Here is a 25403-nt window from a genome sequence, read left to right as displayed (position 1 = left end):
TCTCAGGTGGGCGGTCAGCGCCAGACGACGGACTGCGCGTTGCCCCAGCCCTCGATGTGGACGTAGACCGTGTCGCCGGGCGTACCGAAGTAGCAGTGCGGGTTCTTCCCGACGTAGATGGAGCCGTTGGCGGGGATGTGGATGACGCCCACGTCGCGGAACGCGCCGTCGGCGTCGTTGCAGGTCGCGCGGTAGTCGCCCTCGGGGAAGTTCTCCGTGTTGAGGACGAGGTACTCGCAGTTGTCCGTGTCGCAGTTCTTCTCGTCCTTGGCGCTGCGGTCAGGCCCCTGCGTCGTCCACGCCTTCGCCTCGGGCACGGTGGTCGCCTGCGCTGAGACGATCGCGCTCTGCTGTCCCTCGGTGTCCGTCGCGCGGGCTTCGATCGTGTGCGTCGTCGAGTAGCCGTACCGGGCGCTCTTCGAGCCGGTGTCGTCGACGCTCTGCCACTCGCCGCCGTCGATGCGGATCTGCATCGCGACGTCGCGCCCGTTCGGCTGCGGTGCGGCCCACGAGTAGGTGATCTCCAGACCGTCGCCCGTGCGCTGGGCGTCGACCGTGGGGTTCCGGACGGGTCCGAACGGGACGACGGCGTTCGACGGCGCCGAGCCCTGGCTCGCCACGGTGCCGTTGCCGGTGCCCAGGGTGGCCGCGTAGACCGCGCGGATGCTGACGGTGTACGACGCGCCGTTCGAGATGCCCTGGGCGATCGTCGATCCAGCCGGATCCGCGGCACCCGACCACTGGCTGCTCCATGCGCCGCCGTTGAGCGAGTATTGCCAGCTGATCTCGCTCTCCTTGATGCCGTTGCGCGCGGCCGGCGTCCAGCTCACGGAGATGCTGTTGTCGTGGGGCGCGGCCTTCACGTTCGTGGGCGCATCGGGCGCGGTGTACGCCCGTCGCGGCTCGGACTCCGTGCTCCAGCCGCTCCAGCCGGCCTTGTTCTTCGCCTGCACGCGGAAGCGGTAGTCCGTCTCGGACGTGTCGAGCGTCACGTTCTGCGTCGTCTGGTCGCCGGGGACGTCCACCGTGCGCACGAGCTCGCCGCCCCGGAGCACCTGCAGCTGGTAGGCGTCGATCTCGTCGCCGTTCGTCGCCGGCTTCGTCCAGGAGACGGTCATCTGCGCCTGATCGCCGACCGGCGCCGCCATCTGCGCGGACGGCTGCGCGGGGACGGCCGGAGGGGCCGCCGGGATGTTGGCCGCCGACCAGGCGCTCCAGCTCGACGGGTCGGGCGCCTGGTTGTGCGCGCGCACCCGCACCCGGTAGGCGGTGCCGTTCTCGAGGCCCTCCCAGGTGATCTTGTTGCCCGTGACGCCGGTCTTCTGCGAGATCCCGTTGGGCGGCGCGGGCGAGATCTCGAGCGTGAAGCTCGAGACCGGCGAGCCGGGGGTCTCCGGCGTCTCCCAGGTGACCCCGAGGGCGCGATCGCCGAACGACGGCAGCTTGGGAGCCTGCGGCTGATCGGGGCGCGCATCGGGGCGGGCGGGCTGGCTGGGCAGCGAGGGCTCGGATGCGCCGACCTCGTTCACGGCGACGACCGTGAATCGGTACTCGACGTTGTTCGTGAGCCCGTCGAGCGTGCACGTCGTCGCGGCGCAGCGCTTCTCGTAATCGCCCGCGACGCTCGTGACGACGTACTCGGCGATCGTCGCGCCGTTGTCCGACGGCGGCGTCCAGCTGAGCGCGACCTTGCGGTCCTGCACGCTCGAGACCGTGGGCTTGCCGGGCGCATCGGGCACGCCGCGCACGGTGACGCGCACGCGGCCCTCGACCATCCGCGACTGATCCCCCGTGGCGTCGGCGATGCGGTAGCGGACGACGACGGTCCCGTGGAAGTCCGCCGCCGGCGTCACGACGACCTGGTCGCCCTCGGCCGCGACCTCGGCCTCGCCGGTCTCGAGGGTCGCCGAGAGCAGCTCGAGCGGGGTCTCGGGGAACGGGTTCACGTCGTTGTCCAGGACGGGCACCGTGAGCGTCTCGCCCTGGTTCCATGCGTCGAAGACGTCGTCGTTCGCGACCGGCAGCGGCTTGCTCGATGCCGTCACGGCCACGCGCACCTCGCCGCGGACGGGCTCGTTGACGCCGTCCGACACGGTCACGCTGACGGTGCGCTCCGTGCCCGCGCTGTCGGGCTGGGCCTCCGCGGTGAGGACGGTGCCGTCGATCGAGACGGCGATGTCGCCGGCGTCGGCGGTGGCGGCGACCGCGAAGGTCAGGTCGTCCTCGTCGATGTCGCTCGCGAGCGGCGCGAGGTCGAGCGTGGCGGGGCCGTCGCCGGCCCCCACCGTCAGCTCGCTGTCGACGAACTCGGGCGGCTCGTTCTCGGGTGGGAGCACGTGGATCGGGATGGACAGCGTCGCCTTCGTGCCGCTGGGGTCGTCCGGCGACGTCCCGTCGGTGACCTCGAACGTGATGGCGTCATCGCCCGACCAGCGGTACGCCGAGGTGTAGACGAGGGTCTGCTGGTCGCGCACGAGCGGCGAGCCGTCGCTGTTGCCCGCCTGCACCTTCGCCGCCTCGGTGATGACCACCGGGTCGCCGGTCGCCGAGCGCACGTGATCCGCGAGGGCGATCTCGACCGTCTCGCCGCTCTGGACGACGACGGGCTCGGTGCTCGTGCGGACGGGGCGGAGGTCGGCTCTCGCGGGGACGTGAACATACGCCGTCGCGGTCAGGCCGTCCTCGTCGGTCGCGGTGAAGGGGATGAGCTGCCGCTCCTCTCCGATCGACACCCGGAGAACGCCGGCCTCGGGGTCGACGAGCTCGCCGCCGTCCGCCGTCAGCTCGAGGGTGCTCGGCGTGCCGTCGGGATCCGAGAGCCGCTCGCGCAGATCGACGTCGGCGGTGAAGTCGTCCTGGATGTCGGCCGGGAGCACATGGGCGTCCTTCGCGACGGGAGCCTGCAGCGGCACCTCGTCGTCGACGGTCACCTGGATCACGCCCTGCGCGCGTGCGCCGTGCTCGTCCTCGATCGTGTACTGGACCGAGGTCTCCATCTCGCGGCCGGGCGCCGTGATCTCGACGAGGCCGGGCAGGGTCTCCGCCTCGAGCCCGTCGACGTCGGGGACCACGAGCCCGTCGGGGACGACGAGCAGCTGCTTGCCCTCGGGATCGGAGTCGTTGGCGAGGACGGGGACGGCGACGACGCGCCCCGGACGCACGTGGAGCGAGTCGGTCACGGCGTACGGCGCCTGGTTCGCGGACTCCGCGGGCGCCACGCCCACGCGGATGGTCCCGATCGCCTCGGCGCCGAGCGCGTCGCGCACGCGATACGTGAAGGTGTCGAGCCCCGCGGCGTCGTCGTAGGCGCGGTAGACGAGATGGTCGACCGCGACCTCGTCGATCGTCCCCCTCTTCGCGGCGGACGCGGGCTCGACGAGCTCGACCGAGTCTCCGTCGGGATCGATGCCGTTCAGCGGGATCGGGATGTTCGCGGTCTCGCCGGCGAGGGCGCGCACGGTCACGTCGGGCGGGTTCGGCGGCGCGTTCGTCTCGGCGTCGACGGGCAGCACCTGGATCGTGATGAGGCCGGCGTCCTTCTGCCCGGTCGAGTCGACGACGTCGTAGGTCGCGTATACCGTCTGAGCGACATCGCTCGCGCGGAAGCGCACGGTGTCCTCCGACACGAACATCTGCCCGGCCTCGGCCGACGGCGCCTCCACGAGCTCGGGGGCGACGTGGATCTCGTCGTCGTTCGGGTGGTAGTCGTTGTCGAGGACCGGGATGGTGACGAGATCGTTCGCGCGGACGACCACCTCGTCGTCGTTCGCGACGGGAGGCCGGAGCTTCTCGTCGGCAGGGACGGGGATGATCACGACCTCGCCCTCGACGCTCTCCTTCCCGTTCGACAGCCGGTACGTCACCGTGGTCTGCTCCGCGAGCTGGGCGCGGTCCGCGATGCGGAGCGTCTCGTGGCCGAGGACCGAGACGGAGATGCCCGCGTCGTCGGGCACCGACACGGACTGCACGACGAGGACGCCGCCGGCGGGGTCGGAGTCGTTGTCGAGCACGCCGGCGAGCACCTCGCCGCCCGCCGGGAGGAGGGCGAGATCGCGCACCGCGACGGGCGGCAGATCGCTTCCCTCGTCGGCGACGACGTCGACCCGGACGAGGCCCGGCACGCCGTCAGCCCCCGATGCCGCGAGGTACTGCACGTATGTCGTGCCCACGCGCGTCCCCTCCACGGTGAAGGTCTTGTCGGAGAAGTCGGGGGTGATGATGAGCCCCTCCTCCTCGTCGACGCGCGTCAGCCGCAGCGGGTCGATGCTCGCGGAGATGTCGTTCGCGAGCGGGGAGACGGTCGCCTGCTGCCCCAGCCGCACGACGACGTGGTCGGCGTTCGTCACGGGCGGGGCGGAGCCGGCCGGCCGCACGTCGAGCTTGAGCGTGCCCGATTGCGCGAGCCTCCCGTCCGAGACGACCACCTCGACCTCGAGCGGCCCCTGTGCGCCGGAGATCGCACGGTAGGTGATGCGCCCATCCGAGGTGAAGTCCGCCTCGTCGCCCTCGGCGGGGAAGACGTCGACGAGGTAGGTGTCGTCGCCGTCGTCGTCGCGCCAGTCGGGCATGACGTCGTAGGTGACCGTGCCGCCGGTCTCGACCGCGACGGTCGGCGTGCGCGTCTGCTCCGGCCCCGCATTCTGCGATTCCGGATGCACGTCGATGCGCACGGTCGCGCGGTCCCGCCCTTCGCGGCCGTCGTCGACCTGGTACGTGAAGCTGCCCGAGCCCGTGCGCCCCTCGGGCACCGCGACCTGCAGCGACGTCCCGTTGTGGATGAGCTGGACGTCCGCGAAGTCGGGGCTCCCGTCGGGCAGGGAGACGGTGAGGACGTCGCCGTCGGGATCGGAGTCGTTGTCGAGCACGGGGATGATCGTGGTGCGCCCCGCGCGGACGCCGAACCGGTCGTCCGCCGCGATCGGGACGGTGTTCTCCTCGCTCCGCTCGGGCAGCGTCGTCTCGAGCGTCTCCTCGGTGGTCTCCTCCTCCTGCTCCTCGTCGCCGTCGTCGGGCGGGGTGAGCTCGTCCCAGTTGTCGACGCGGAGCATCGAGTCGCTCGCGAGCCATGCCGCGCCGCTGACGGAGTCGTTGAGCATGACGACGTCGCGGTTCACGCGGAAGACGAGCTCGCCATCGGAGTCGTAGTCCTGCACCGCGGTGGCGAGGTCGTGCGCGTCGCCCGCGCAGTCCCGCAGGAAGTGGCCGGCGCCCGCCCAGGCCGCGTACGCGCATCCGCCGAGGACGACGGGCTCGACCGGGTCGCCGGGGCCCGCGCCGCTCGGGGCGGAGACGATCTCGGAGCCGTCGAGAGGGATCGTGACGAGCTCGGAGGCGGTCGCGGCCGTGACGCTCGACGCCGCGGCGGCGTCGAGGGCGAGCGCCGCGTCCTTCCCTCCCGGGACCTCGATCTCGGTGCCGTCGTCGAGGTGCACGACGCCCGTCGACCGGTCGAGCACGACCGCCCGGTCGCCGACCGACGTGATCGAGAGCTCGGCGCCCTTCTCGAGGTCCAGCTCCCGCGCCTCGGGCTCGCCGGGCTCGCCCTCCGCCGTGACGGGGACCGTCACGATGCCCTTCTTCGGCGAGACCGCGTGCACGGTGCCATCGAGCCCGACCGTGACCGCTGCTCCCTCGCCGAGCTCGGCCACCGGCTCGGCCTCCGCCGGGTCGAACCCGCCGAGGGCCGCGACCGGCGCGACGAAGAGGTCGCCCGACTCCGGGTCGAGGATCGCGACCGTGTCGCCGCCGAGCTCGACCCGCGCGTTGCCGGGGAGCTCGACGCGATCGCCGAGGGAGACGGTCGAGGGGTTCACGACGGCGACGGCCGCATCCGCCTCGTCGACGACGAGGACGTTGCCGCCGTCCTGCCGGATGTCGTAGCGCTCGCTCGTCGTCCGCAGGCTCCCGTCGAGGAGGCGCGACTCGTGGTTGAAGTGGCCCACGAGGAGGCTGGACGAGCGCGTGATCCACACGCTCCCGTCGTGCAGGTCGACCTCGGTCGTCGGGTTGCCGTCGTAGGCGAACGCCATGGTGCCGATCGCGACCGTCGCAGCCGTGACGACGGCCGTGCCGATGAGGGTCTTGCGGCGTGCGCGCAGACGGGTCCATGCCTTCATCCGCGGTCGGCCTCCCCCTGGTCCTCGCCTCGCCGCGCGTCGAAGGGAGCGTGGCGGCGCGCGGTCACGGACTTCCAGGATACCTGTGCCCCCTGATCCGCCCATGCGAGCGCATGGGCACAGGTGCCCACGCCTCAGGGCGCGATGCCCGCGGCGGCCGGGCGGAACCCCGCGCGCACGTTCTCGCAGCACCCCGGGCGGCAGACGTCGAACCACGGGCCGAGCGGCGTCGCAGCCGGCCGCTCCTCGCGCGGCGTGGCGGCCATCCGCTCCTCCACGAGGTCCACGACGCCGGCAACGAACCGCGGGTCGGCGCCCGGCGTCGGCGTGCGCACCGCGCGGAGGCCGGCGTCGGCCGCCGCCTGCAGCGCCTCCTCGTCGAGATCCCACATGACCTCCATGTGGTCGCTGAGGAACCCGACCGGGACGATCGCGACGGCGTCGACCCCCTCCGCGGGCAGCTCGGCGATCCGGTCGCAGATGTCGGGCTCGAGCCACGGCTGCGCGGCCGGGCCCGACCGCGACTGGTAGACGAGCTCCCACGGGACATCGGCCGCCTCGGGGACGATCGCGGCGACCCGCTCCATGACCGCCGCGGCGACCGCGCGGTGCTGTGCCTCGTAGGCGCCGCCCGGCCCGAGATCGAGGTCGCGAGGGCCGGATCGCCGCGCATCGTCGACCGGGATGCTGTGGGTCGTGAAGAGGACGCGCGCCCGGAGCCGGTCGGCGAGGAAGCCCCGGATCGCGTCGACGACCCCGTCGACGAACGCCTCGACGAACCCCGGATGGTCGAAGAACTGCCGCACCTTGTCGATCTCGACGACGCTCCCCAGCGCGGTCTCGTCGAGGGCGCGCGCGAAGTCCTCGCGGTACTGACGGCAGCTCGAGTACGAGCTGTAGGCGCTCGTCGCGACCGCGAGGAGGCGCGTGCGCCCGTCGTCGGCGGCCTCCTGCACGGCCTCGGAGAGGTACGGCGCCCAGTTGCGGTTGCCCCAGTACACCGGCAGGTCGAGGCCCCGCCGGGCGATCTCGGCCTCCAACGCGGCCTTGAGCGCGCGGTTCTGGGCGTTGATCGGGCTCACGCCGCCGAAGTGGCGATAGTGGTGCGCGACCTCCTCGAGGCGCTCGTCGGGGATCCCGCGGCCCCGCGTGACGTTGCGCAGGAAGGGGATGACGTCGTCCTGCCCCTCGGGGCCGCCGAACCCCGCGAGGAGGATCGCGTCGTAGCGCTGCGGGACGGTCGCGTACGGGGCGCCGTCGCGCGCGGCGGGCGAGGCGAAGGGGACGGATGCCGTGGTCATGGCGTGCTCCTGTCGTTCGGGGGATGGTCGGGTTCAGGCCGTCTGCAGGGCGAAGACGATGAGGAGCATCGTCACCGCGAAGCCGACGGCGTAGTTGATCCAGAGGAAGCGCCGCCAGCCGCGATTCGCGCACGCGGAGTCGGCGTCGGACACGCGCGCGTACGGAGCGGCGGTCGCGAGATAGGGGAGCGCGAGCGGAGCGGCCCAGGCCGCCGTGCCGCCGGCGGCGAGCACGAGCAGGGCCGCGGCGATCCACGCGGCGAGCGCGAAGCGCACCGTGCGGGCCGCGCCGAGGACCGTCGCGATCGACGCGATCCCGCCCTCTCGGTCGGGCACGACGTCCTGCACGGCGCCGAACGCGTGACTGGCCACGCCCCACAGCAGGAATGCCGCGAGCACGAGGAGCGCTCCGCGATCGGGTGCGGCCCCCGCGAGCACGATCCCGTAGAGGGCGGGGCTCGCGAAGTGCACGCTCGAGGTGAGCGAGTCGAGGAACGGCACCTCCTTGAACCGGAAGGGCGGCGCGGAGTAGGCGACGACCGCGAAGAGACTCACAGCCAGGACGCCCCACGACACCGGCCCACCGAGGAGGACGAGGGCGACCGCGAACGGCAGGCACGACACCGCGGCGGCGACGAGCACGACGCGGTGCGCGGCCGGGGCGAGCAGGGCGCCCTCCACGCCGCCCTTGCGGGGATTGGCGAGATCGGACGCGTAGTCGAACACGTCGTTCACGCCGTACATGGCGAGGTTGTAGGGGATGAGGAAGAACACGGTGCCCACGATCAGAGCGGGGTCGACCTCGCGCGCGGTCAGGAGGTACGCGGCGGCGAAGGGGAAGGCCGTGTTGATCCAGCTGAGGGGCCGCGATGCGACCAGCAGGTCACGGATCATCTCGACGCCTCCTCAGGGCGACCCACAGCGCGGGCAGCAGGACGACCGCCGCCAGCGGGTAGGCGAAGTCCTCGAGCGGCGCGAGGCCGATCCGCAGGCCGGAGATCCGCTCGTCGTCGTACGCGAACAGACCGACCGCGATCATGACGCTGTCGAAGACCGCGGTGAGCACGACGAGCGCGGCGGCGGCGAGCGCGACCGCGCTCAGCCGCGGGCGGCGCCGCGCGGACAGGGCCACGGCGGCGGCCACGGCGACGGCGAGGAACGCCGCGCACAGGACGACGTAGGTCATGGCCGCCCCCTGTCGCGAGCGGCCAGAAGACGATCGGCCCCGCAGAACAGCACCATCGTGAGCTCGCAGAGGAAGAGGAGGAACACGGGCTCCTCGACGGGCAGCTCGGGCGCGATCACGAGGCCGGTCATGACCGCGGTCTCGGCGCGGAAGAAGATGCCGAGGGCGATGCCGGCGGCATCCCACGCGAGGAGGAAGACGAGTCCGGTGGCGAGCACGAGCACCGCGTGCGCGGGAGCGCGCCACAGGAACAGCCGGAAGCGCCGGTCGACCGCCAGCACGCACGAGAGCGCGAGCAGGAGGCATCCGAGGTAGACGAGGCTCACAGCGGCTCCGGCAGCGGGCCCGCGGAGACATCGCCGCGCAGGCGCTTCACGACGAGCTCCGCGCTGATGAGGCACATCGGCAGCCCGATGCCGGGGATCGTCGTCGCCCCCGCGTAGAGGAGGCCGCCGACGCGGGCCGATGCGTTCAAGCCGCGCAGGAGCGCGCTCTGCCGGAGCGTGTGCGCGGGGCCGAGCGCTCCCCCGCGCCAGGCGCCGAACTCGCGCTCGAAGTCCGCTGGCCCGATCGTGTGCCGCACGACGATCCGCTCGCGCAGGTCGGGCACCCGTGCCCATGTGGCGATCTGGTCGATCGCCGCATCCACCGTGCGCTCCACGTCGACGTCGCCCGCGCCATCCGCCCCGCCCGATCCGATCCCGGGGTCGGCCGGCACCGGCACGAGCACGAAGAGGTTCTCGTGGCCGGCCGGCGCCACCGTGTCGTCGGTCGCGCTCGGGCGGCACACGTACAGGGATGCGGGATCGGGGATGCGACGCGCGGGGCCGTAGATCGCGTCGAATCCGGCGTCCCAGTCGCGCGTGAAGAAGAGGGAGTGGTGCGCGAGCTGCGGCAGCTCGCCGCGCACGCCGAGCAGGGCCAGCACCGCCCCGGGGCCCGGGTCGCGGCGGTCCCACCAGGCCTCGGTGCGCGAGCGGTGCTGCGAGGGCAGCAGGCTCTCGGTGACCCGCAGGTCGGCGCTCGAGACGACCACGTCGGCGACGAGGCGCGTGCGAGAGCCGTCCGCGCGCTCCGCCTCGACCGCGCGCACCGCGCCGGCCGCGACCTCGATGCCGGTGGCGCGCCATCCGGTGTGCAGGCGCGCGCCGCGGTCGCGGGCGAGCGCCGCGATCGCGTCGATCACCGTCCCGAATCCCCCGCGCGGATAGAGCACGCCCTGCCCCACGTCGAGATGGCTCATGAGGTGGTACATGCCCGGTGCGCGCGACGGCGAGGTCCCGAGGAAGACGGCCGGGTAGCCGAGCACCTGGCGCGCCCTGCGGTCGTCGGCGTGCCGCGCGATGAGGCGGTCGAGCGGCTCGGCCAGAAGGCGAGCGAGACGCGGCAGCCGCCGGAGCGTGCGGGCGTCGAGCAGGGGGCGGAGCGACGCGAACGTGCTGTACAGGAACCGCTCCGTGGCGAGCTCGTAGGTCTCCGCAGCCGAGGCGAGGTAGGCGTCGATCCGCGACGCAGCGCCGGGATCGAGCGCCCGCAGCGCCTCCCGCGCACCGTGCGCCGGCAGGTCGAACGGCACCTCGTCGCCCTCGAACCACACGCGGTAGGCGGGGTCGAGCGGCACGAGGTCGAGCTGCTCCGCAGCCGTGGTGCCGAGGAGGCGGAAGAAGTGGTCGAACACCTCGGGCATGAGGTACCACGAGGGGCCCGTGTCGAACGTGAATCCGTCGACGCAGCGCCGGCCCGCGCGACCGCCGAGTTCCTCGCGGGCCTCGATGAGGGTGACGTCGTCGCCCTCCGCCGCGAGCAGGGCGGCGGTCGCGAGGCCCGAGATGCCGCCGCCGATGACGACGACCGTGCGCGCGCTCATGCGCGCACCGCCGTCGGGCGGTCCAGCGCTGCCCGCACGAGCACGGCGGCCTTCGCGCGGCGCGGCAGCGAGACCCGCCGCTCGAGGAGCTCGCGCGCAGGCGTCGCGCGAAGGGCATCGTTGAGACGGGAGAAGAGGCCAGCCGCCGCGGCGGTCGCCCGTCGGGACCTCCGCGGCAGCCGCGTCAGAGCCGACGACGCGACGGCGAGGTCGGAGTCGACATCGGAGACGATGCGGAGCTTGTCGTCCTCCGACAGGGTGCACGGGTCAACCCCCGGGAAGTACGAGCGGCCGAGCCGCTCGCGGTCATCCGCCAGATCGCGCAGGAAGTTCACCTTCTGGAAGGCCGCGCCGAGGCGCCGCGCGCCCTCCTCGAGCTCGTCGTCGATGAGGAGCGCGGGGTCCTCCTGGGCGAACGCGCGCAGGCACATCGACCCGACGACCTCCGCAGAGCCGTGGATGTAGGCGCGATACGTCGCCTCGTCGCGGATCTCGGCGCCGTCGGCGTCCATCCGCATCGACGCGAAGAAGGGGCGAACGAGGGTCTCGGGGATGCCCGTGCGCCGCGCGGTGTCGGCGAAGGCATGCACGACGAGGTTCGCGCTGAACCCGCACGAGAGCGCCCGCAGGGTCTCGCCCTCGAGCTCATCCAGGGCGGCTCGCCGCGCAGCGTCGCCGAGACCCGCCTCGCTCGCGGGGCCGTCGACGATCTCGTCGGCGACGCGCACGAGCGCGTAGACGTCGGCGATGTGGGCGCGGACGCGAGGGGGCAGCAGGCGGCTCGCCAGCCCGAACGAGGACGAATAGGCGGGAAGCACGCGGGACGACGCCGCGCGCGCCGTTCGGGTGTAGAGGTCCAAGGCGGTCATGCGTCGCGCTCCGCACAGGGCCCGACGAGCGCATCCAGCTCCGCCCGCAGCCCGTCGGGGATCGGCGCGTCAGCGATCTCGCCGCGCGTCGCCGCGCTCTGCTCCGCGATGAGCCGCTCGATCTCGTCCGCCGCTCCGCTCGCGCGGATCGCGTCGCGCAGCAGAGCGGCGTCGTCCTCCTCGAGGGAGCGCCGTCCGAAGAGATGCGCGACCTCGCGCCACGCCGCATGCGGCTCGGCGAAGGCCACGAGCAGGGTGCGCTTGCCCTCGCGCAGGTCGCCGAGAGCGGTCTTGCCGGTGCGTACCTCCGTGCCGAAGACGCCGAGGACGTCGTCTCGCAGCTGGTAGACGAAGCCGAGCTGCGTGCCGATCCGCTGCAGCGCCGCGTCGACGAGCGGCCCGGCGCCGGCGAGGACCGCGCCGACGCGCAGCGGCGCGGCGAAGGAGTAGCTCGCGGTCTTCTGCTCCATCATGCGCACGATCCCAGCGGTGTCCGCGGGCACGGCGCCGAGGCTGAAGCCGACGTCGGCATGCTCGCCGGCCGCCGTGAGGAAGAGGCTCTCGTCGACGATCTCGTGCACGGCGGCGCGCGCCGGCGATTCCATGCGGGAGACGAGCGCGTGCACCGCGCTGAGGAGCAGGTCGCCCGCGAGAACGCCGGACGCGGCAGCCCAGGACGTCGCCGCGTCGGACCCGAGGCCGCTCTCGATGGCCTCGGCCGCGAACGCGCCCGCGAGATTCGGACGGCCACGTCGGACGAGATCGCCGTCCAGGACGTCGTCATGGAGGAGCAGGGCGGTGTGCAGGAGCTCGATCGCGGCGGCGGCCGTTCGCGCCGAGGAGTCGTCCGTCCCGCCGAGACCGTCGTGCGCGGCGAGCACGAGCCGCGGGCGCAGGCGCTTCCCGCCGCGCGACGCGTCGGCGAGCCGCCGCCAGAGGCGGGCGTAGGGCGCCCCCAGGCTCGCCGCGCGCTCGACCCTCTCGGCGAGAAAGGCGTCGAGCACGTCGTCCACCCGCTCGGGCGCGCTGCGCACGGCGGACATCACGGCGTCCTCGCCGCGGCGACCGCCCGCACGAGCTCCTGCCGCTGTCGGAGGATCCACGGGCTGAACGCCCATGGCGCCGCGGCGAGCGCGGCGTCGAGGTCGGCGGGGTCGACCCATCGGGCCTCGACCACCTCGTCGGGGCGCAGCGAGAGCTCGCCGTCGGCGATCGCGAGGTAGACGGGGCAGATCTCGTTCTCGACCATCCCGGAGGCGTCGACCGCGCGGTATCGGAAGTCGGGCAGGGCGAGCCGGAGCGCGCGCAGCGCGAGACCGAGCTCCTCGCGGGCGCGTCGCTCGACCGCGTCCGGGATCGGCTCGAAGGGGGCCGGATGACCGCAGAAGGCATTGGTCCAGACCCCCGGCCACGTGCGCTTGGACAGGGCGCGGCGGGTCAGCAGGATGCGCCCCGCATCATCGCTCACGTGGCAGGAGAACGCGAGATGGAGGGGCGTGCTCGCCCCGTGCACGCTCGCCTTGTCGGCGACGCCCGTGGGACGGCCGTCCTCGTCGAGGAGCACCACCCGCTCGTCGTGACCCGTCATCGTGCGCATCGCCTCTCCCGCCGTGTTATTAGCTAAGCTAGCAATCAACATAGCTGATTTTCCGACGGAGGGTAAGCTCACGCTGTGCCAGAAGACCACGCACCCCGCGACGAGCGGTTCTCGATGCTCGATCCCCGGGTGATCGATCCCGACGAGGAGCTCGTCCAGCGGGCGCACCTCACGGACGACGAGCTCGCTCAGGTCGTGCGCGTGCTCGAGGCGCTGCAGACCTGGCGGAACGCCGAGCGCGCCATGAGCGAGGCCTCGCGCCGCTACATGAAGCTCGGCGAGACCGACATGCGCGCCCTGCGCTACATCATCGCGTCGCAGCGCCACGGCGCGGTCGTGACGCCGAGCTCGATCGCGGCCCACCTGGGCATCTCGACCGCGTCGACCACCAAGCTCCTCGATCGTCTCGCGGCCGGCGACCACATCCGGCGCCTCCCCCACCCCCACGATCGCAGGAGCCTGGCGATCGAGGTGACCGAGGAGACGCGGGCGTCCGCACGGGCGAGCGTCGGTCGCACGCATGCACGGAGGTTCGACGTCGCCGCGGCCCTCGCACCCGACGAGCGCGAGGTCGTCATCCGCTTCCTCGAGGCCCTCGCAGCCACCGCGCCCGCCCCCGACACCCCGGAGTGAGGACAGCGCCATGACCGCGAACCGCCCCGCGCGGATGGCCGTGACGGTCGTCTCGGAGGCGTCGCTGCTCGCGGGGTTCGCCCTCGCGTACGCCCTCGCCGCGGTCGCGGGGCGCCTGACGGTGCTGCCGGACAGCGGGATCAGCATGGTGTGGCCGGCCGCCGGCGTCTCGGTGCTGTGGATGGTCGCGCGAGCGCGGCGTCCGTGGATCGCCGTGGACCTCGCGCTCATGGGGGTCCTCACGTGGGCGGTCGTCTCGGCGACCGGAGGCACCCCGCTGCAGAGCGTGTTCGGCGGGCTCGCGGCCGTCGTGCAGGCCGTCGTGTGCCGCGCGGTGCTGGCGCGGCACTGCCCGCGCGTCTGGTTCAGCCGCGCCGGTCGCCTTCTCGACCGCCGCGAGCTGTGGTGGTTCCTGCTCGCGGCCGTGGCCGGCCCGCTCATCTCGTCGCCGCTCATCCAGGTCGACGGACTCCTCTCGGGCACCGGATGGCAGTGGAACGTCGTCCTCCTGTGGTGCGCGCGCAATCTCGGCAGCATCGTCGTGCTCGTGCCCCTCGGCTTCATGGTGGGCGACAGCGTGCGCCGTCGGCGCGCGGGGCTCCCCGTGCTCCGGCTGTCCGACCTCGGTGGCGGCCTCGCCTCGCGCCCGCCCGAGTGGTTCGCGGTGCTCGTGCTCTCCCCCGCGGTGCACGCCGCCTGGTTCGCGGGTTTCGCCGAGCCGACCGTCGTCTTCCCTCTGCTCACGCTGGCCTGCTGGGCGGGCGTGCGCCTTCCGGCGCGGTTCGTCATCGGACACGGGGCGCTCGTCGCCGTCGTCGCGATCGCCCTCACCGCCGGCGGCATCGGCCCCTTCCTCGGGCTCGACGACGCGACGACGCAGATCGCGGTCGCCCAGCTCTACACCGTGCTCGTGTGCACGATCGGACTCGCGCTCGCACTCGACAGGGACGACCGGCACGCGCTCGCCACGGCGCTGCGCGAGGCGCGCGACGGCGCGCAGACGCAGGCCGAGCTGCTGCGCACGATCGTCGACACGATGACGGAGGGCGTGCGGGTCGTCGACCGCGACGGCCGCATCGTCGTCCGCAATCCCGCGGCACGGCGCCTCCTGACCGGCGACGACGCAGAGCCCGCGGAAGGCACGGCCGCCGCGGATGACCTCGCGGGGCTCCGTCATCTGGACGGCAGCCCACTGCCCGACCACGAGCTCCCCTTCCGCCGCTCGCTCGCGGGCGAGGACGTCAAGGACCTGCCGCTTCTCGTGCGGCCGCCGGTCGCCGACGAGCGCACCGTCGCGTTCACGACGGCCCGGCTGCCCGCTCGCGCGGGAGGCGGCGTCGTCACCGTCCTCCGCGACGTCACGCTCGAGCGCGCCGAGCTCGAGCGCGCCGCGCAGGTGCAGGCGGCCCTCCTGCCGGTCGCTCAGCCGCGGCTGCCCGGCTACAGCCTCGCTGCGCGCTTCGTGCCGGCCGGCTCGGTGGGCGGCGACTTCTACGACTGGCACGAGGTCGAGGACGGCGCCGTCATCACGCTCGCGGACGTCATGGGCAAGGGCATGGGCGCGGCGATCCTCGCGGCGACCACCCGCTCGCTCCTGCGCGCCCACAGCGCCGACGGCGAGGTCGTGCGGCCGCTCGTCGAGACCGAGCGCCGCATGGACGCCGACCTCGCGAATGCGGGTGCCTTCGTGACGGCCTTCCGCGCGTTCGTGCGCGCATCGACCGGAGAGATCGCCTACGCCGACGCGGGCCACGGGCTCGCGGCGATCGTCCCGCCGGAGGGCGACGTCCGGCGCCTCCCCGCGGGCGGCCTGCCCCTCGGCATCGCGCCAGAGGAGCAGCGCGAGGCGGGCGCCGAGCGCCTGGCACCCGGCGAGACCCTGCTCGTCGTGAGCGACGGCGTGCTCGATGCGGTCGGCGGCGGGCTCGACGACCTCGCGCCCGTGTGGCGCCGGGTGTCGTCGGCGCGTTCGGCGCCCGAGGCCGTCGAGGCGGTCGTCGAGCTCGCGGCGCACGGGACGCCGGACGACGACCTCACCGTGATCGCGCTCCGCAGGCGCTGACCGGCGGCGGTCAGCGCGCGGGCTTCTTCTCCTTGACCGGGGCCTCGCCGCTGGCACGGAGGGCCGCATAGTACGCCGCCGCCTCCTCCTGACGCGCCTGCTCCTGCCCGGAAGCGATGGGCGCCCGGACGTGCTCCGGCTCGAAGCCGAACGCGTCGACGAGGTCCTGAGCGTGCGGGCGGAGCCGCGCGCAGAGACGGTCGATGTAGCTCGACACGGCCGCCGCGCGCTGCGTCGACAGGCGCCCGTTCAGGAGGTACCACGCGAGGTGCTTCTCGATGAGCCCGAGGCCGAAGAGATCGCGGAGCCACGTGAGCACCTGACGGGTGCCCTCGTCCTCCACGCGCTCCACGGCATCGGTGAAGGCCTCCCACTGCAGCAGCTCGCCGTGGGCGCGGGCGGCCTCGAGGAGGGCGACCTGGTTCTCGTTGAACAGCTCTGCCGCCTGTGCGGGCGAGAGGCGAGACGCGAGACGCAGGCGGCCCGCGACATCCGCCGTCATCCGCTGGACGCGATCGGTGAGGAGCTCCTGCTGGTCGTGGGCGCGCAGCCCCAGCTCGACCGAGCGCGCGGTCGAGCCGAGGTCGGCGAACGCCTGCCCCAGCCGGCGCAGGCCCGCGCCGTGGAAGATCTTGTCGGCTGTCTCGCCCACCGCGTAGGCCGCGAGCGCCCGTGCGTCCTTGCCCGTGAACTGCTTTCCGTAGTCCGAGAGCAGGCGCTTGCCGACGAGCTGGAGGAGCACGTTGTTGTCGCCCTCGAACGTGACGTAGACGTCGAGGTCCTGGTGGAGGGTAACGAGGCGGTTCTCCGCCATGTAGCCCGCTCCGCCGCAGGCCTCGCGGCACTCCTGGATGGTCGCGAGCGCGTGCCAGGTCGAGAGCGGCTTGAGCGCCGCCGCCAGCGTCTCAAGGTCCTCACGGGACTCGTCGGTGTCGGCGGTGCCGCCGAACACGCCGTCGAACTTCACGAGCAGCTCGTCGTGCGCGAACGCCTGGGCGTAGGTCGTCGCGAGGAGCGGGAGCAGGCGGCGGCGGTGCTTGGCGTAGTCCAGGAGGACGGTCTCGCCGGCGCCCGTTCCGCTGTCGAACTGCCGGCGCTGATTGCCGTACGTGACGGCGATCTTGAGCGCGAGGCCCGACGCCCAGGTGGCGGACCCATCGAGCGAGACGCGGCCCTGCACGAGCGCGCCGAGCATCGTGAAGAAGCGGCGGCCGGGGCTCGCGATCGGGCTCGAGTACGTGCCGTCGGGGGCGACGTCGCCGTAGCGGTTCAGGAGGTTCTCGCGCGGCACGCGGACGTGGTCGAAGTGCAGGCGCCCGTTGTCGACGCCGTTGAGGCCGCCCTTGACGCCGTCGTCCTCGCCGCCGACGCCCGGGAGGAAGACCCCGTTGTCGTCGCGGATCGGCACGAAGAAGCAGTGCACGCCGTAGTTGACGCCCTTCGAGATGAGCTGCGCGAAGACCGTCGCCGCCTTGCCGTGCACGGCCGCGTTGCCGAGGTAGTCCTTCCAGGCGCCGCGGAACGGCGTGTGGATGACGAACTCCTCCGTCTCAGGGTCGTAGGTGGCGGTGGTCCCGATCGACTGCACGTCGGAGCCGTGCCCGCTCTCGGTCATCGCGAATGCGCCGGGGATCTTGAGGCTCATGATGTCGCGCAGCCAGCGGTCGTGGTGCTTCTTCGTCCCGAGCTGCAGGACCGCACTCCCGAAGAGCCCCCACTGCACACCCGACTTGATCTGCAGGCTCGGGTCGGCGAGGACGAGCTCCTCGAAGCCGGCGAGGTTGCCGCCGTTCGTGTTCCGACCGCCGTACTCGGTCGGGTACGCACGGGCTCCGGCGCCGGCGTCCGCCAGCAGCTGCGTCTGCTCGAGGACGCGCTCGCGGTGCGCGTGGTGGCTGAGGCCGTCGATGCGCCAGAACGCCGAGTCCTTGATCATCTCGCGCGCCTCGAGCCGGATGTCCGCCCAGGTGCCGAGGAGCATCCGGGTCACGGCCGGGATGTCGATGCGGGCGTCGTCGGCTTCTGCGGCGACCGGACGCGAGCCAGGCTGAGCGGGACGAACGACTGTGTCGACCATGGGCACACCTCTTCTGCGGGGTGGGAAGGATGTCTTTCACGCTAGGCGCTCGACAACGACGCGTCCGGGAGTTTGTCCAGGGCGCACAGCACGGCCCGGCGGCGCACGGCCGCGGCGTTGTCCGTCGGCGACAGATGCGGACGACGGTGGTCCGCCGCCGCCTCCGCGCTCAGGCGGTGAGGGCGTAGCGCGCCCGGCCGCCCATGCGCGGCGCGCGCAGCGGATCGAGCCACGCGGGTGGGATGAACCACGGGATGCCGTCGCGGCCGACCCCCTCGATCCGGATCTCCCACCCGTCGTCGTGGATCCGATGGTGACATCGCGTGCACAGGAGGATGCCGTTGCCGAGATCCGTGCGACCGCCCTGCGACCACCATCGGATGTGGTGCGCGACCGTGTGCCCCGGGGGCGCTCCGCAGAACGCGCACCCGCCGTCGCGCTCCGCGAGGGCGATCCGCTGCGCGGGAGTGAAAGACCGATAGCGGTAGCCCACGTCGAGGCATTCGCTTCCCGTGCCGAGCACCATGGGGATGATGTCGGCATCGGCGGCCATCCTCCGCACCATCCCGGCGGTCACCGGCTGCTCGACGCCGTCGATCGTCGCGAATCCGACCGCGCACCCCGCGACCCCGTCCGGCTCGCCCGGCACGCGCACCTCCGCGGCGTCCTCGCCGAGGGGGCGGACGCCCGTCGCGGCCAGGAGGTCATCCAGCGCCATCCGCACCACGACGGTCGATGTGGGCCGCGTCGGCACCTGCTCGCAGCCGAGCCCGTGGCGGGCCAGGTCGACCAGCACGTCGGCCTGCATCTGCACGACCGAGCGGTCGTCGCGCATGGCCTCATCGGCGCACTGCTCTCTGCGACGCAGGATGCCCGTGACCGACGAGTCGATCGCCGTCAGCACCGGTGCGGCGGACTCCGCATCCAGCCAGCCGGAGAACGAGACGCCGCCGTCGCGGTCGCGGCGGAACGTGAGACGACGGGCCGCGTGCGCCGCGCCCTCGCGGGGCGCCGCGCCGTCGGGATCGAGACGGGCCTCGGCCTCGAGGAGGAGCTTCCGCAGCGCGTCGCTCGTGAGGCCGTGAGCGTGCTCGACGAGCATCTCCTCCATCCGCTCGCACGCCGCCGTTCCGGCGCGCACGACCACTCGGTCGAGCAGCGAGATGATCGCGCCGGCCGACGCCATCCCGAGCAGGCCCGCCCGCATCGCGGCCGCGACGTGCGGATGCTTCGCGGGAAGGGTCTCCCCGACCAGGTTGGCGCGCGGCGCGATCGCCTCGCCGACCTGGATGAGCCGGGCAGCCTCCGCGGTCGCGGCCCCGGTCTCCGCCGAGATCAGGGCCGCGGGTGAGGAGAACCCCTGCCGGCGCGCGAACCCGTCCTTGCCGAGCTCTCGCCGGGACTGCCGCGAGACCTCCGCAGCGACCGCCGCGAACCCCGCATCCGCTCTCCGCTTCACCTCGCCGAAGCGAGCGAGGAGCGACGACAGCTCGCCGGGAGCCGCACCGCCGGGCTCGAGCCGGTCGCACACCCGCTCGAGTGCCTCGCAGGCCTCCCGCAGATCCTCATCGATCGCGGGGAACATTCGTTCCATGCCTCTATGCTACTCTGGATCCCGACATTCGTACAGAGATTCGCATCATCAGCAGGTAACGAATCGATAACGGCGCTAGCGACGTCGGGCGCGCACTCCGCCTCCCGCGCCGACCGGCCGCCCGCGCTCCGCGCGATCGTCGCTCACGACGGGGTCCGCCTCTGATGCGGGCTCGGTCTCCGCTGCCGCTTCCCGCTTCGCGTCGTCGTCGCTGCGGAAGCTGCCCTTCACGATCTCGAGCGCGCGCTGCCATGTGCGGTCGCGGATGAAGATGAAGTCGATGCCGATCATCGCGAGCGAGAACCACGGCAGGCCCATCAGCACGCCGATGCCGATGTGGAAGCTCATGATGCCGAAGAGCGCGAGGATGCGGGTGGGGCGCGACAGGAGCATGAACGGGAAGGCGATCTGCAGGATGATCGACCCCCAGCTCGCGATCGTCACCGCCGGGCCCCATGCGGTGATGAGCTCGCTCAGCACGGGCCACGTGCCGAAGCGCTCGGTCATGAGCGGGTTGTACACCGCGTAGCCGCCTGACCAGGGGTCGCCGCCGGCCTTGTACAGGCCGCCCGAGACGTACACGAAGCAGACCTGCGCCGTCATCGCGACGAGGGCGAGGTTGTGGAGGAGGTTGCTGATCTCGCGCGGCAGGATGGTCCGGTCGCCGCCCCGCGCGCGACGGCGGGCGTCGAGCGACCAGCGGGCGGCGGGGTCGGCGAAGAAGAGCAGAATCAGCACGATCCGGTACATGTTGTCGCCCTGGTCACCCACGGCGTCGTTCATCTCGATGAAGCTGACCCACAGCACGAAGTAGACCGGCAGCACGATCTTGAAGCGCCATCCGAGCGTGAACAGCACGGCCAGCGCAAGCAGCACGAGGTACAGGACCGTGAAGAGGCCGTCGTCGAGGCGCACGCTGTCGAACAGTCCGAACAGCCAGATCTTCGGGAAGTCGCTGACCGGCTCGGCAGCCTCGCCGTTCCATGCCGACCCCGAGCCGAAGGTGTAGAGGCGGGTCGAGAAGTTCGTGAGGAGCAGGCCGACGCCGGTGAGGCCGAGCAGGATGCGCGTGACGGCGATCCCGTAGAGCGACTTCTTGGAGTCGAGGAGCCACGCCTCCGTGAAGAGCCACGCGCGCCGGGCGACATCCCACACGATGCGCAGCAGCTCGGAGACGAGACGACCGAGCGCGCGCGGCGTGCGGGCGGCGATCGTGCGCACCTCGCCGAGGCGATCCGCGATCCCGGCCTTCTCGCGCGCGCTCATTCGGCCATCCGCTCGTAGGCGGGGAGGAAGACGTCCTCGAAGGCCTGCTGGGACTGCCCGTCGTTCACCACGAGCCCGCGCCATCCGGTCGGCGAGTACTGGATGGCCGGGCGCTCGGCTTCGGGGTCGTGGCGATCGGCGAACGGGATGACGTTCTGCCGCGTGGCCTGGTACTGGACCCGCTCGACGTCGTCGCCCCACACCGCGAGGGCGACCTGCGTCGCGTAGGCGGTCGCGCGGTGCTCCTGAGCGACGTACGCGTCGACGACCTCCGCGTCGCCGTACGCCGTCATGGCCTCGGACATCCGCGCCTCCCAGTCGTCCTTGAAGTAGTTGAGCTCGGCGACGGCCTTCTGATCGTCGTTGAGATCGGCCCAGGCGCCCTTGAGCTGGCTCGAGACATCCATCGCCTGGATGCCGGCGCGCGGCGTGAAGAGGTTGTAGCGGATCATCGAGAGCTCGACGTCGCTCGCGCTGACCCACTCGGTCTCCTGCCCGTCGACGATCGCGCGGACCTCGAACCGGTAGTCGCCGTTGATGGGCTCGGGGGCGAAGACGCTCCACGACTGACCGAAGAACGGGAGCATGTACGCCGAGAGGGCCTTCTGCGAGACGACCTCGCGCAGCGGCGACCACGGCGCGATCCAGAGGAACGACGCGAAGACGTGCCAGGCCGTGAAGGCCACCGCGAGGATCATCACGACGCGCGTGTACACACGTCGTCGTGGGACGGTCTTTTCGGGCACTGGTGCCGCCTCCCCTGGCCGGAGTTCCTTGCCAACCGACTGTGCCCCGGTGAGCGTTCACCGGGGCACTGCCGATATCCCAAAAGGTTACCGGGTGCTTCGGGCCTTGCCAGCCCGAAGCACCCGGCTCTCACGTCTGGATCAGACGTCCGCTCCGCGGCGGCGCACCATCATCCAGATGGCGGCGCTTCCGAGAAGCATCGCTGCGGCGAGACCGCCGAGCGGGAGGGCCAGGTCGCCGCCCGTGGGCGAGAGCTGACCGGACTTCGCGTAGACCTCGAAGGTCGCGTCGACCGAGCCGGACGTCGCGCCGACGAGCTCGACACGGTGGTCGCCCGTGGGCGTGCCCGACTTGATCGTCCACGTGAAGGTCACGTCGCCGTTCTCGTCAGCCACCTGGGTGCCCAGCTCGTGCGGCGTCGAGTACATCGTCGCCTCGACGGTCTCACCCGGCTCGAAGCCGTGACCGTAGGCGATCTGCACCTGCCCGACCATGCGGCGGTCGTGCTCGAGCTCCATCGAGATCGCGCTGCCGTCGGAGTCGCTCGACGCGTTGGCGTTGGCCGAGGCCGTCGCCGACGAGTCGCTGTCCGAAGCCGAGTCGCTGTCCGAGGCGGACGAGCTGTCGGCAGCGGCCGAGGCCTCTGCGGCGGCGTTGGCATCAGCCGAAGCCGAAGCCTCCGCGGTCGCGTCAGCCGAAGCCTCAGCGGTCGCGTCAGCCGAGGCCTCAGCGGTCGCGTCAGCCGAAGCCTCCGCGGTCGCGTCAGCCGAAGCCTCAGCGGTCGCGTCAGCCGAAGCCTCAGCCGTGGCGTCAGCCGAAGCCTCAGCAGTCGCGTCAGCCGTGGCAGCAGCGGTGGCGTCAGCCGTCGCAGCAGCGGTGGCGTCAGCCGTCGCGTCGGCGTTGGCAGCGGCCTCAGCCGAGGCGTTCGTCGACGAGTCGGCGTTGGATGCCGCCGCGGCAGCCGCGGAGGCGTTCGCGTTGGCGGCAGCCGTGGCGTCCGCCTGCGAGTCAGCCTCAGCCGACGACTGCGCAGCAGCCTGAGCCGCAGCGGTCACGTCGGAGTCAGCCGTCGTCGAAGCGTCCGACGAAGCGTCAGCCGTCGCCGCCGCCTGAGCAGCCGCAGCAGCCGTCGCGTCAGCCGCAGCCGAGGCGTCCGTCGTCGCGTCCGCAAGAGCCGCAGCCTGCGCCGCAACCTGAGCCGACGCGTTGCTGTTGTCATCCGCGTTCGCCGAAGCCGACGCCGAAGCCGAAGCGTTCACATCCGCGTCAGCGTTCGCGGCGGCGTTGACCGAGGCGTCCGACGACGAGTCGGCGTTCGAAGCGACCGCAGCGGCCGACGAAGCGTCCGCGTTGGCAGCAGCCGTGGCGTCCGCCTGCGAGTCAGCCTCAGCCGACGACTGCGCAGCAGCCTGAGCCGCAGCGGTCACGTCGGAGTCAGCCGTCGTCGAAGCGTCCGACGAAGCATCAGCCGTCGCCGCCGCCTGAGCAGCCGCAGCAGCCGTCGCGTCAGCCGCAGCCGAGGCGTCCGTCGTCGCGTCCGCAAGAGCCGCAGCCTGCGCCGCAACCTGAGCCGACGCGTTGCTGTTGTCATCCGCGTTCGCCGAAGCCGACGCCGAAGCCGAAGCGTTCACATCCGCGTCAGCGTTCGCGGCGGCGTTGACCGAGGCGTCCGACGACGAGTCGGCGTTCGAAGCGACCGCAGCGGCCGACGAAGCGTCCGCGTTGGCAGCAGCCGTGGCGTCCGCCTGCGAGTCAGCCTCAGCCGACGACTGCGCAGCAGCCTGAGCCGCAGCGGTCACGTCGGAGTCAGCCGTCGTCGAAGCGTCCGACGAAGCATCAGCCGTCGCCGCCGCCTGGGCAGCCGCAGCAGCCGTCGCGTCAGCCGCAGCCGAGGCGTCCGTCGTCGCGTCCGCAAGAGCCGCAGCCTGCGCCGCAACCTGAGCCGACGCGTTGCTGTTGTCATCCGCGTTCGCCGAAGCCGACGCCGAAGCCGACGCATTCACATCAGCGTCAGCCGCAGCCGAGGTGTCAGCCGTGGCGTCGACCTCTGCATTGCCCTCGACGATGTCGAACGTGTCCTGGGCCGGCGTCTGCGAGACGTCACCCTCGGCGACGACCACAACGCCAGCCTGGGGCTCCGCGTCAGCAGGAACCGTGTAGTCGAACGTGAACTCCGCGAAACCGTCGCCGTCCGCATCTGCGTCTGTGGTTGCGGTGCCGACCACCACACCGTCGATCGTGATCGTCACCGTCTCGTTAGGAGCGAAGCCGGCGCCCGTGATCGTCACGGTCTCGCCTGCCTCAACCGAACCCGGCTCTGCCGTGATCGACGTGTCGTAGACGACCACGTCCAGGGCGCGGACGGACGAGGAGCCCAGCTCCAGCGTCACCGACGCGTCACCGAGGATCGGAAGCAGGTTGACGCTCAGCGCACGAACCGTCGAGCTGCCGGCGCCGAGGTCGCCCTCGGCAGGCTGCTCGTTGATCGTGAGCTCGGCGACCTGCGAGAGAACGGGCTCGAGCGCGTTGTCCATCAGGTTGGTCACGATCGGGTTGACGACGCCGTTCACCGTGGTGCTGAGATTCGTCACCAGGGTGTCGATCACCGGCTGGAGGATGCCGCCGAGCTGGCCGACGACCGGGTCCAGGAGAGGCGTGACCAGGCCCAGAAGACCACCGAGGATGCCCTCATCCGCGATCTCGAGGCTCGCCGGAGCGTACCCCTCGACACCGAGCACGCCGCCGAGCGTCGCCTGACCGCCCCCATCGCCCTGAAGCGACACCGTGGTGTTGGTCGCAGGAATGCCGAGGAGCGAGACCGCGAGGTTGAGGTCCAGGTTGACGCCGACACCGTAGATGCCGTCGGAGATGAGGTTCGTCAGCTTCGTCGTCAGCGAGTTCGGTCCCGTACCGGTGAGAGCGTCCGTCACTCCGCCGACAACGGCGTTGACGACCTCGTCGGTGAGCACCGAGGTGTTCGCCGGCAGGTCATTGAGGTCGGTGTAGCCGCCCGCCTGAAGCAGGAGCGCACCGAGATCCACGCTGATCGAGCCGTTGCTGAGATCGATCGAGACCGAGGCCGGCTCGGTTGCGGTCGAGTTGTCGAGCGGCGCCGCCAGGAGCTCGGTCTGAAGGGAGTTCGTCAGCGCCGTGGTGTCGAGCCCGAGCTCAGCCACCGACGCGTCGATCCCGCCGACCAGCGGGAGGCTGATCGCGTCGAGCGCCGACACCAGCGAGGTGACGAGGGTCGAGATCGCCCCGCCCTCGCCCACGAGCGCGTTCACCGGCGCAAGCACCGGGTCCAGCACGTTGTCGACGAGCGTGGTGGTGTCGGCGAGCACAGGGCTCGTCAGGTTCAGCTGAAGGTCGGCGATGCGGTAGAGCGACGTGACGTCGGTGCCGTTCTTCTCGATCTGCGACCCTACGGCGCCGATCGTGATGCCGGCCTCACTCAGGACGGTGTCCGTCAGCTCCTCGCTGATGATCTGCGAGAGCAGCGCCGTGAGGTCGAGACTCGCAGGCTGGCCGACCGAGTCGTACGCCGAGAGATCGAGCGCCCCGTTCTCGCCGAGCAGACCGGAGGCCGCGATCGAGCGGTCGAGGGTCGGCGACGACGAGTAGCTCTCCGCGACGCCGATCGCGCCGAGCTCGAGAAGGCCGGGCGACGATGCATCCGGCTTCACGAGCGGGAGGTCGACTCCCAGCCCGAGGTTGACCAGACCGAGCACCTCGAGGTCGAGCGGCGAGCGCTCCTCCCGGGGGCCCTCCGCAGAGAGCTGGCTGAAGGAGCTGCCGGCGCCGGCCACGTCCAGTCCGAGCCCTTCGGCCCAGATCAGGTGGCCGTGCGCCGCCGAGTCAGCCTCGGTCGCGATGGTGTCGGCGTTCGCCGCGCCTGTCGTGTTCACATTCGCCGCGTAGGCGACGCCGCCCGCGACGAGGCTGGCCGCGGCCAGCGTCGCGATAGGCGCGAGCCTTCGCTTGCGGGGCGCTCTCGCGCCCGCAGTCGAGTTATCCATGGGTCTCCTGGTTCTGGGGTAGGGAGAACGCCATGCACGGGCACCCCCCGGGCACACTGTGCACACACGTCG

At 72.1% G+C, this 25403-nt stretch carries 16 protein-coding genes; 2 read left to right on the top strand and 14 right to left on the bottom strand.

Annotated features, from left to right (window positions below; translation table 11 throughout):
* Positions 1–14: 14 nt before the first annotated feature.
* From M1D46_RS04460 to idi, 9 genes are all read right to left on the bottom strand, one after another.
* Entirely contained in the window at positions 15–6116 is a 6102-nt protein-coding gene (locus tag M1D46_RS04460) for an Ig-like domain-containing protein (protein ID WP_456286744.1), read from the bottom strand.
* 134 nt (positions 6117–6250) lie between these two features.
* Positions 6251–7417 (bottom strand): ferrochelatase, encoded by a 1167-nt coding sequence (locus M1D46_RS04455; RefSeq protein ID WP_456284506.1) that lies wholly within the window; start codon positions 7415–7417, stop codon positions 6251–6253.
* A gap of 33 nt (positions 7418–7450) precedes the next feature.
* Positions 7451–8311 carry a prenyltransferase gene (locus tag M1D46_RS04450; RefSeq protein ID WP_456286743.1) on the bottom strand — a complete coding sequence of 287 codons (861 nt, stop codon included), beginning with the start codon at positions 8309–8311 and terminating at the stop codon, positions 7451–7453.
* A complete protein-coding gene (locus tag M1D46_RS04445; RefSeq protein ID WP_456286742.1) occupies positions 8301–8603 on the bottom strand; it encodes a lycopene cyclase domain-containing protein in 303 nt (100 codons plus the stop codon). The genes M1D46_RS04450 and M1D46_RS04445 overlap by 11 nt, the downstream gene beginning before the upstream one ends.
* Positions 8600–8929, bottom strand: coding sequence for a lycopene cyclase domain-containing protein (locus tag M1D46_RS04440; protein ID WP_456286741.1), 330 nt, complete (start codon positions 8927–8929; stop codon positions 8600–8602). The genes M1D46_RS04445 and M1D46_RS04440 overlap by 4 nt, the downstream gene beginning before the upstream one ends.
* Positions 8926–10470, bottom strand: coding sequence for a phytoene desaturase family protein (crtI, locus tag M1D46_RS04435; RefSeq protein WP_456286740.1), 1545 nt, complete (start codon positions 10468–10470; stop codon positions 8926–8928). Before crtI ends, M1D46_RS04440 begins: the two co-directional genes overlap by 4 nt.
* The gene (locus M1D46_RS04430) at positions 10467–11339 is read right to left on the bottom strand and encodes a phytoene/squalene synthase family protein (protein ID WP_456286739.1); all 873 of its coding nucleotides are present in this window, start codon (positions 11337–11339) and stop codon (positions 10467–10469) included. Before M1D46_RS04430 ends, crtI begins: the two co-directional genes overlap by 4 nt.
* Positions 11336–12382 (bottom strand): polyprenyl synthetase family protein, encoded by a 1047-nt coding sequence (locus M1D46_RS04425; RefSeq protein ID WP_456286738.1) that lies wholly within the window; start codon positions 12380–12382, stop codon positions 11336–11338. Before M1D46_RS04425 ends, M1D46_RS04430 begins: the two co-directional genes overlap by 4 nt.
* Positions 12382–12927, bottom strand: coding sequence for an isopentenyl-diphosphate Delta-isomerase (gene idi / locus M1D46_RS04420; protein WP_456287151.1), 546 nt, complete (start codon positions 12925–12927; stop codon positions 12382–12384). The genes M1D46_RS04425 and idi overlap by 1 nt, the downstream gene beginning before the upstream one ends.
* Positions 12928–13011: 84 nt before the next feature.
* Here idi and M1D46_RS04415 point away from each other — a divergent pair, with 84 nt between their 5' ends.
* On the top strand, positions 13012–13569 hold the full coding sequence (locus tag M1D46_RS04415; protein WP_456284499.1) for a MarR family winged helix-turn-helix transcriptional regulator: 558 nt from the start codon (positions 13012–13014) through the stop codon (positions 13567–13569).
* 10 nt (positions 13570–13579) lie between these two features.
* Positions 13580–15631: a SpoIIE family protein phosphatase gene (locus tag M1D46_RS04410; RefSeq protein ID WP_456286737.1), complete on the top strand. Its 2052-nt coding sequence runs from the start codon at positions 13580–13582 to the stop codon at positions 15629–15631.
* 10 nt (positions 15632–15641) lie between these two features.
* Here M1D46_RS04410 and M1D46_RS04405 read toward each other — a convergent pair whose 3' ends face one another.
* The 5 genes from M1D46_RS04405 to M1D46_RS04385 all read right to left on the bottom strand — a co-directional run bounded on the left by M1D46_RS04405 (position 15642) and on the right by M1D46_RS04385 (position 25331).
* Positions 15642–17708 carry an acyl-CoA dehydrogenase family protein gene (locus M1D46_RS04405; RefSeq protein WP_421075053.1) on the bottom strand — a complete coding sequence of 689 codons (2067 nt, stop codon included), beginning with the start codon at positions 17706–17708 and terminating at the stop codon, positions 15642–15644.
* A gap of 169 nt (positions 17709–17877) precedes the next feature.
* A complete protein-coding gene (locus M1D46_RS04400) occupies positions 17878–19302 on the bottom strand; it encodes a DUF222 domain-containing protein (protein ID WP_456286736.1) in 1425 nt (474 codons plus the stop codon).
* A 75-nt stretch (positions 19303–19377) separates the two neighbouring features.
* On the bottom strand, positions 19378–20568 hold the full coding sequence (locus M1D46_RS04395; protein ID WP_456284495.1) for an HTTM domain-containing protein: 1191 nt from the start codon (positions 20566–20568) through the stop codon (positions 19378–19380).
* A complete protein-coding gene (locus M1D46_RS04390; RefSeq protein WP_271173514.1) occupies positions 20565–21314 on the bottom strand; it encodes a DUF5819 family protein in 750 nt (249 codons plus the stop codon). Before M1D46_RS04390 ends, M1D46_RS04395 begins: the two co-directional genes overlap by 4 nt.
* Positions 21315–21455: 141 nt before the next feature.
* On the bottom strand, positions 21456–25331 hold the full coding sequence (locus tag M1D46_RS04385; RefSeq protein WP_456286735.1) for a choice-of-anchor G family protein: 3876 nt from the start codon (positions 25329–25331) through the stop codon (positions 21456–21458).
* Between the last annotated feature and the right edge of the window lie 72 nt (positions 25332–25403).

It is taken from the genome of Microbacterium sp. JZ70 (assembly GCF_053903225.1).
The sequence above is the reverse complement of the archived record's forward strand: the minus strand, read 5'-3'. Positions and strand labels throughout refer to the sequence as shown.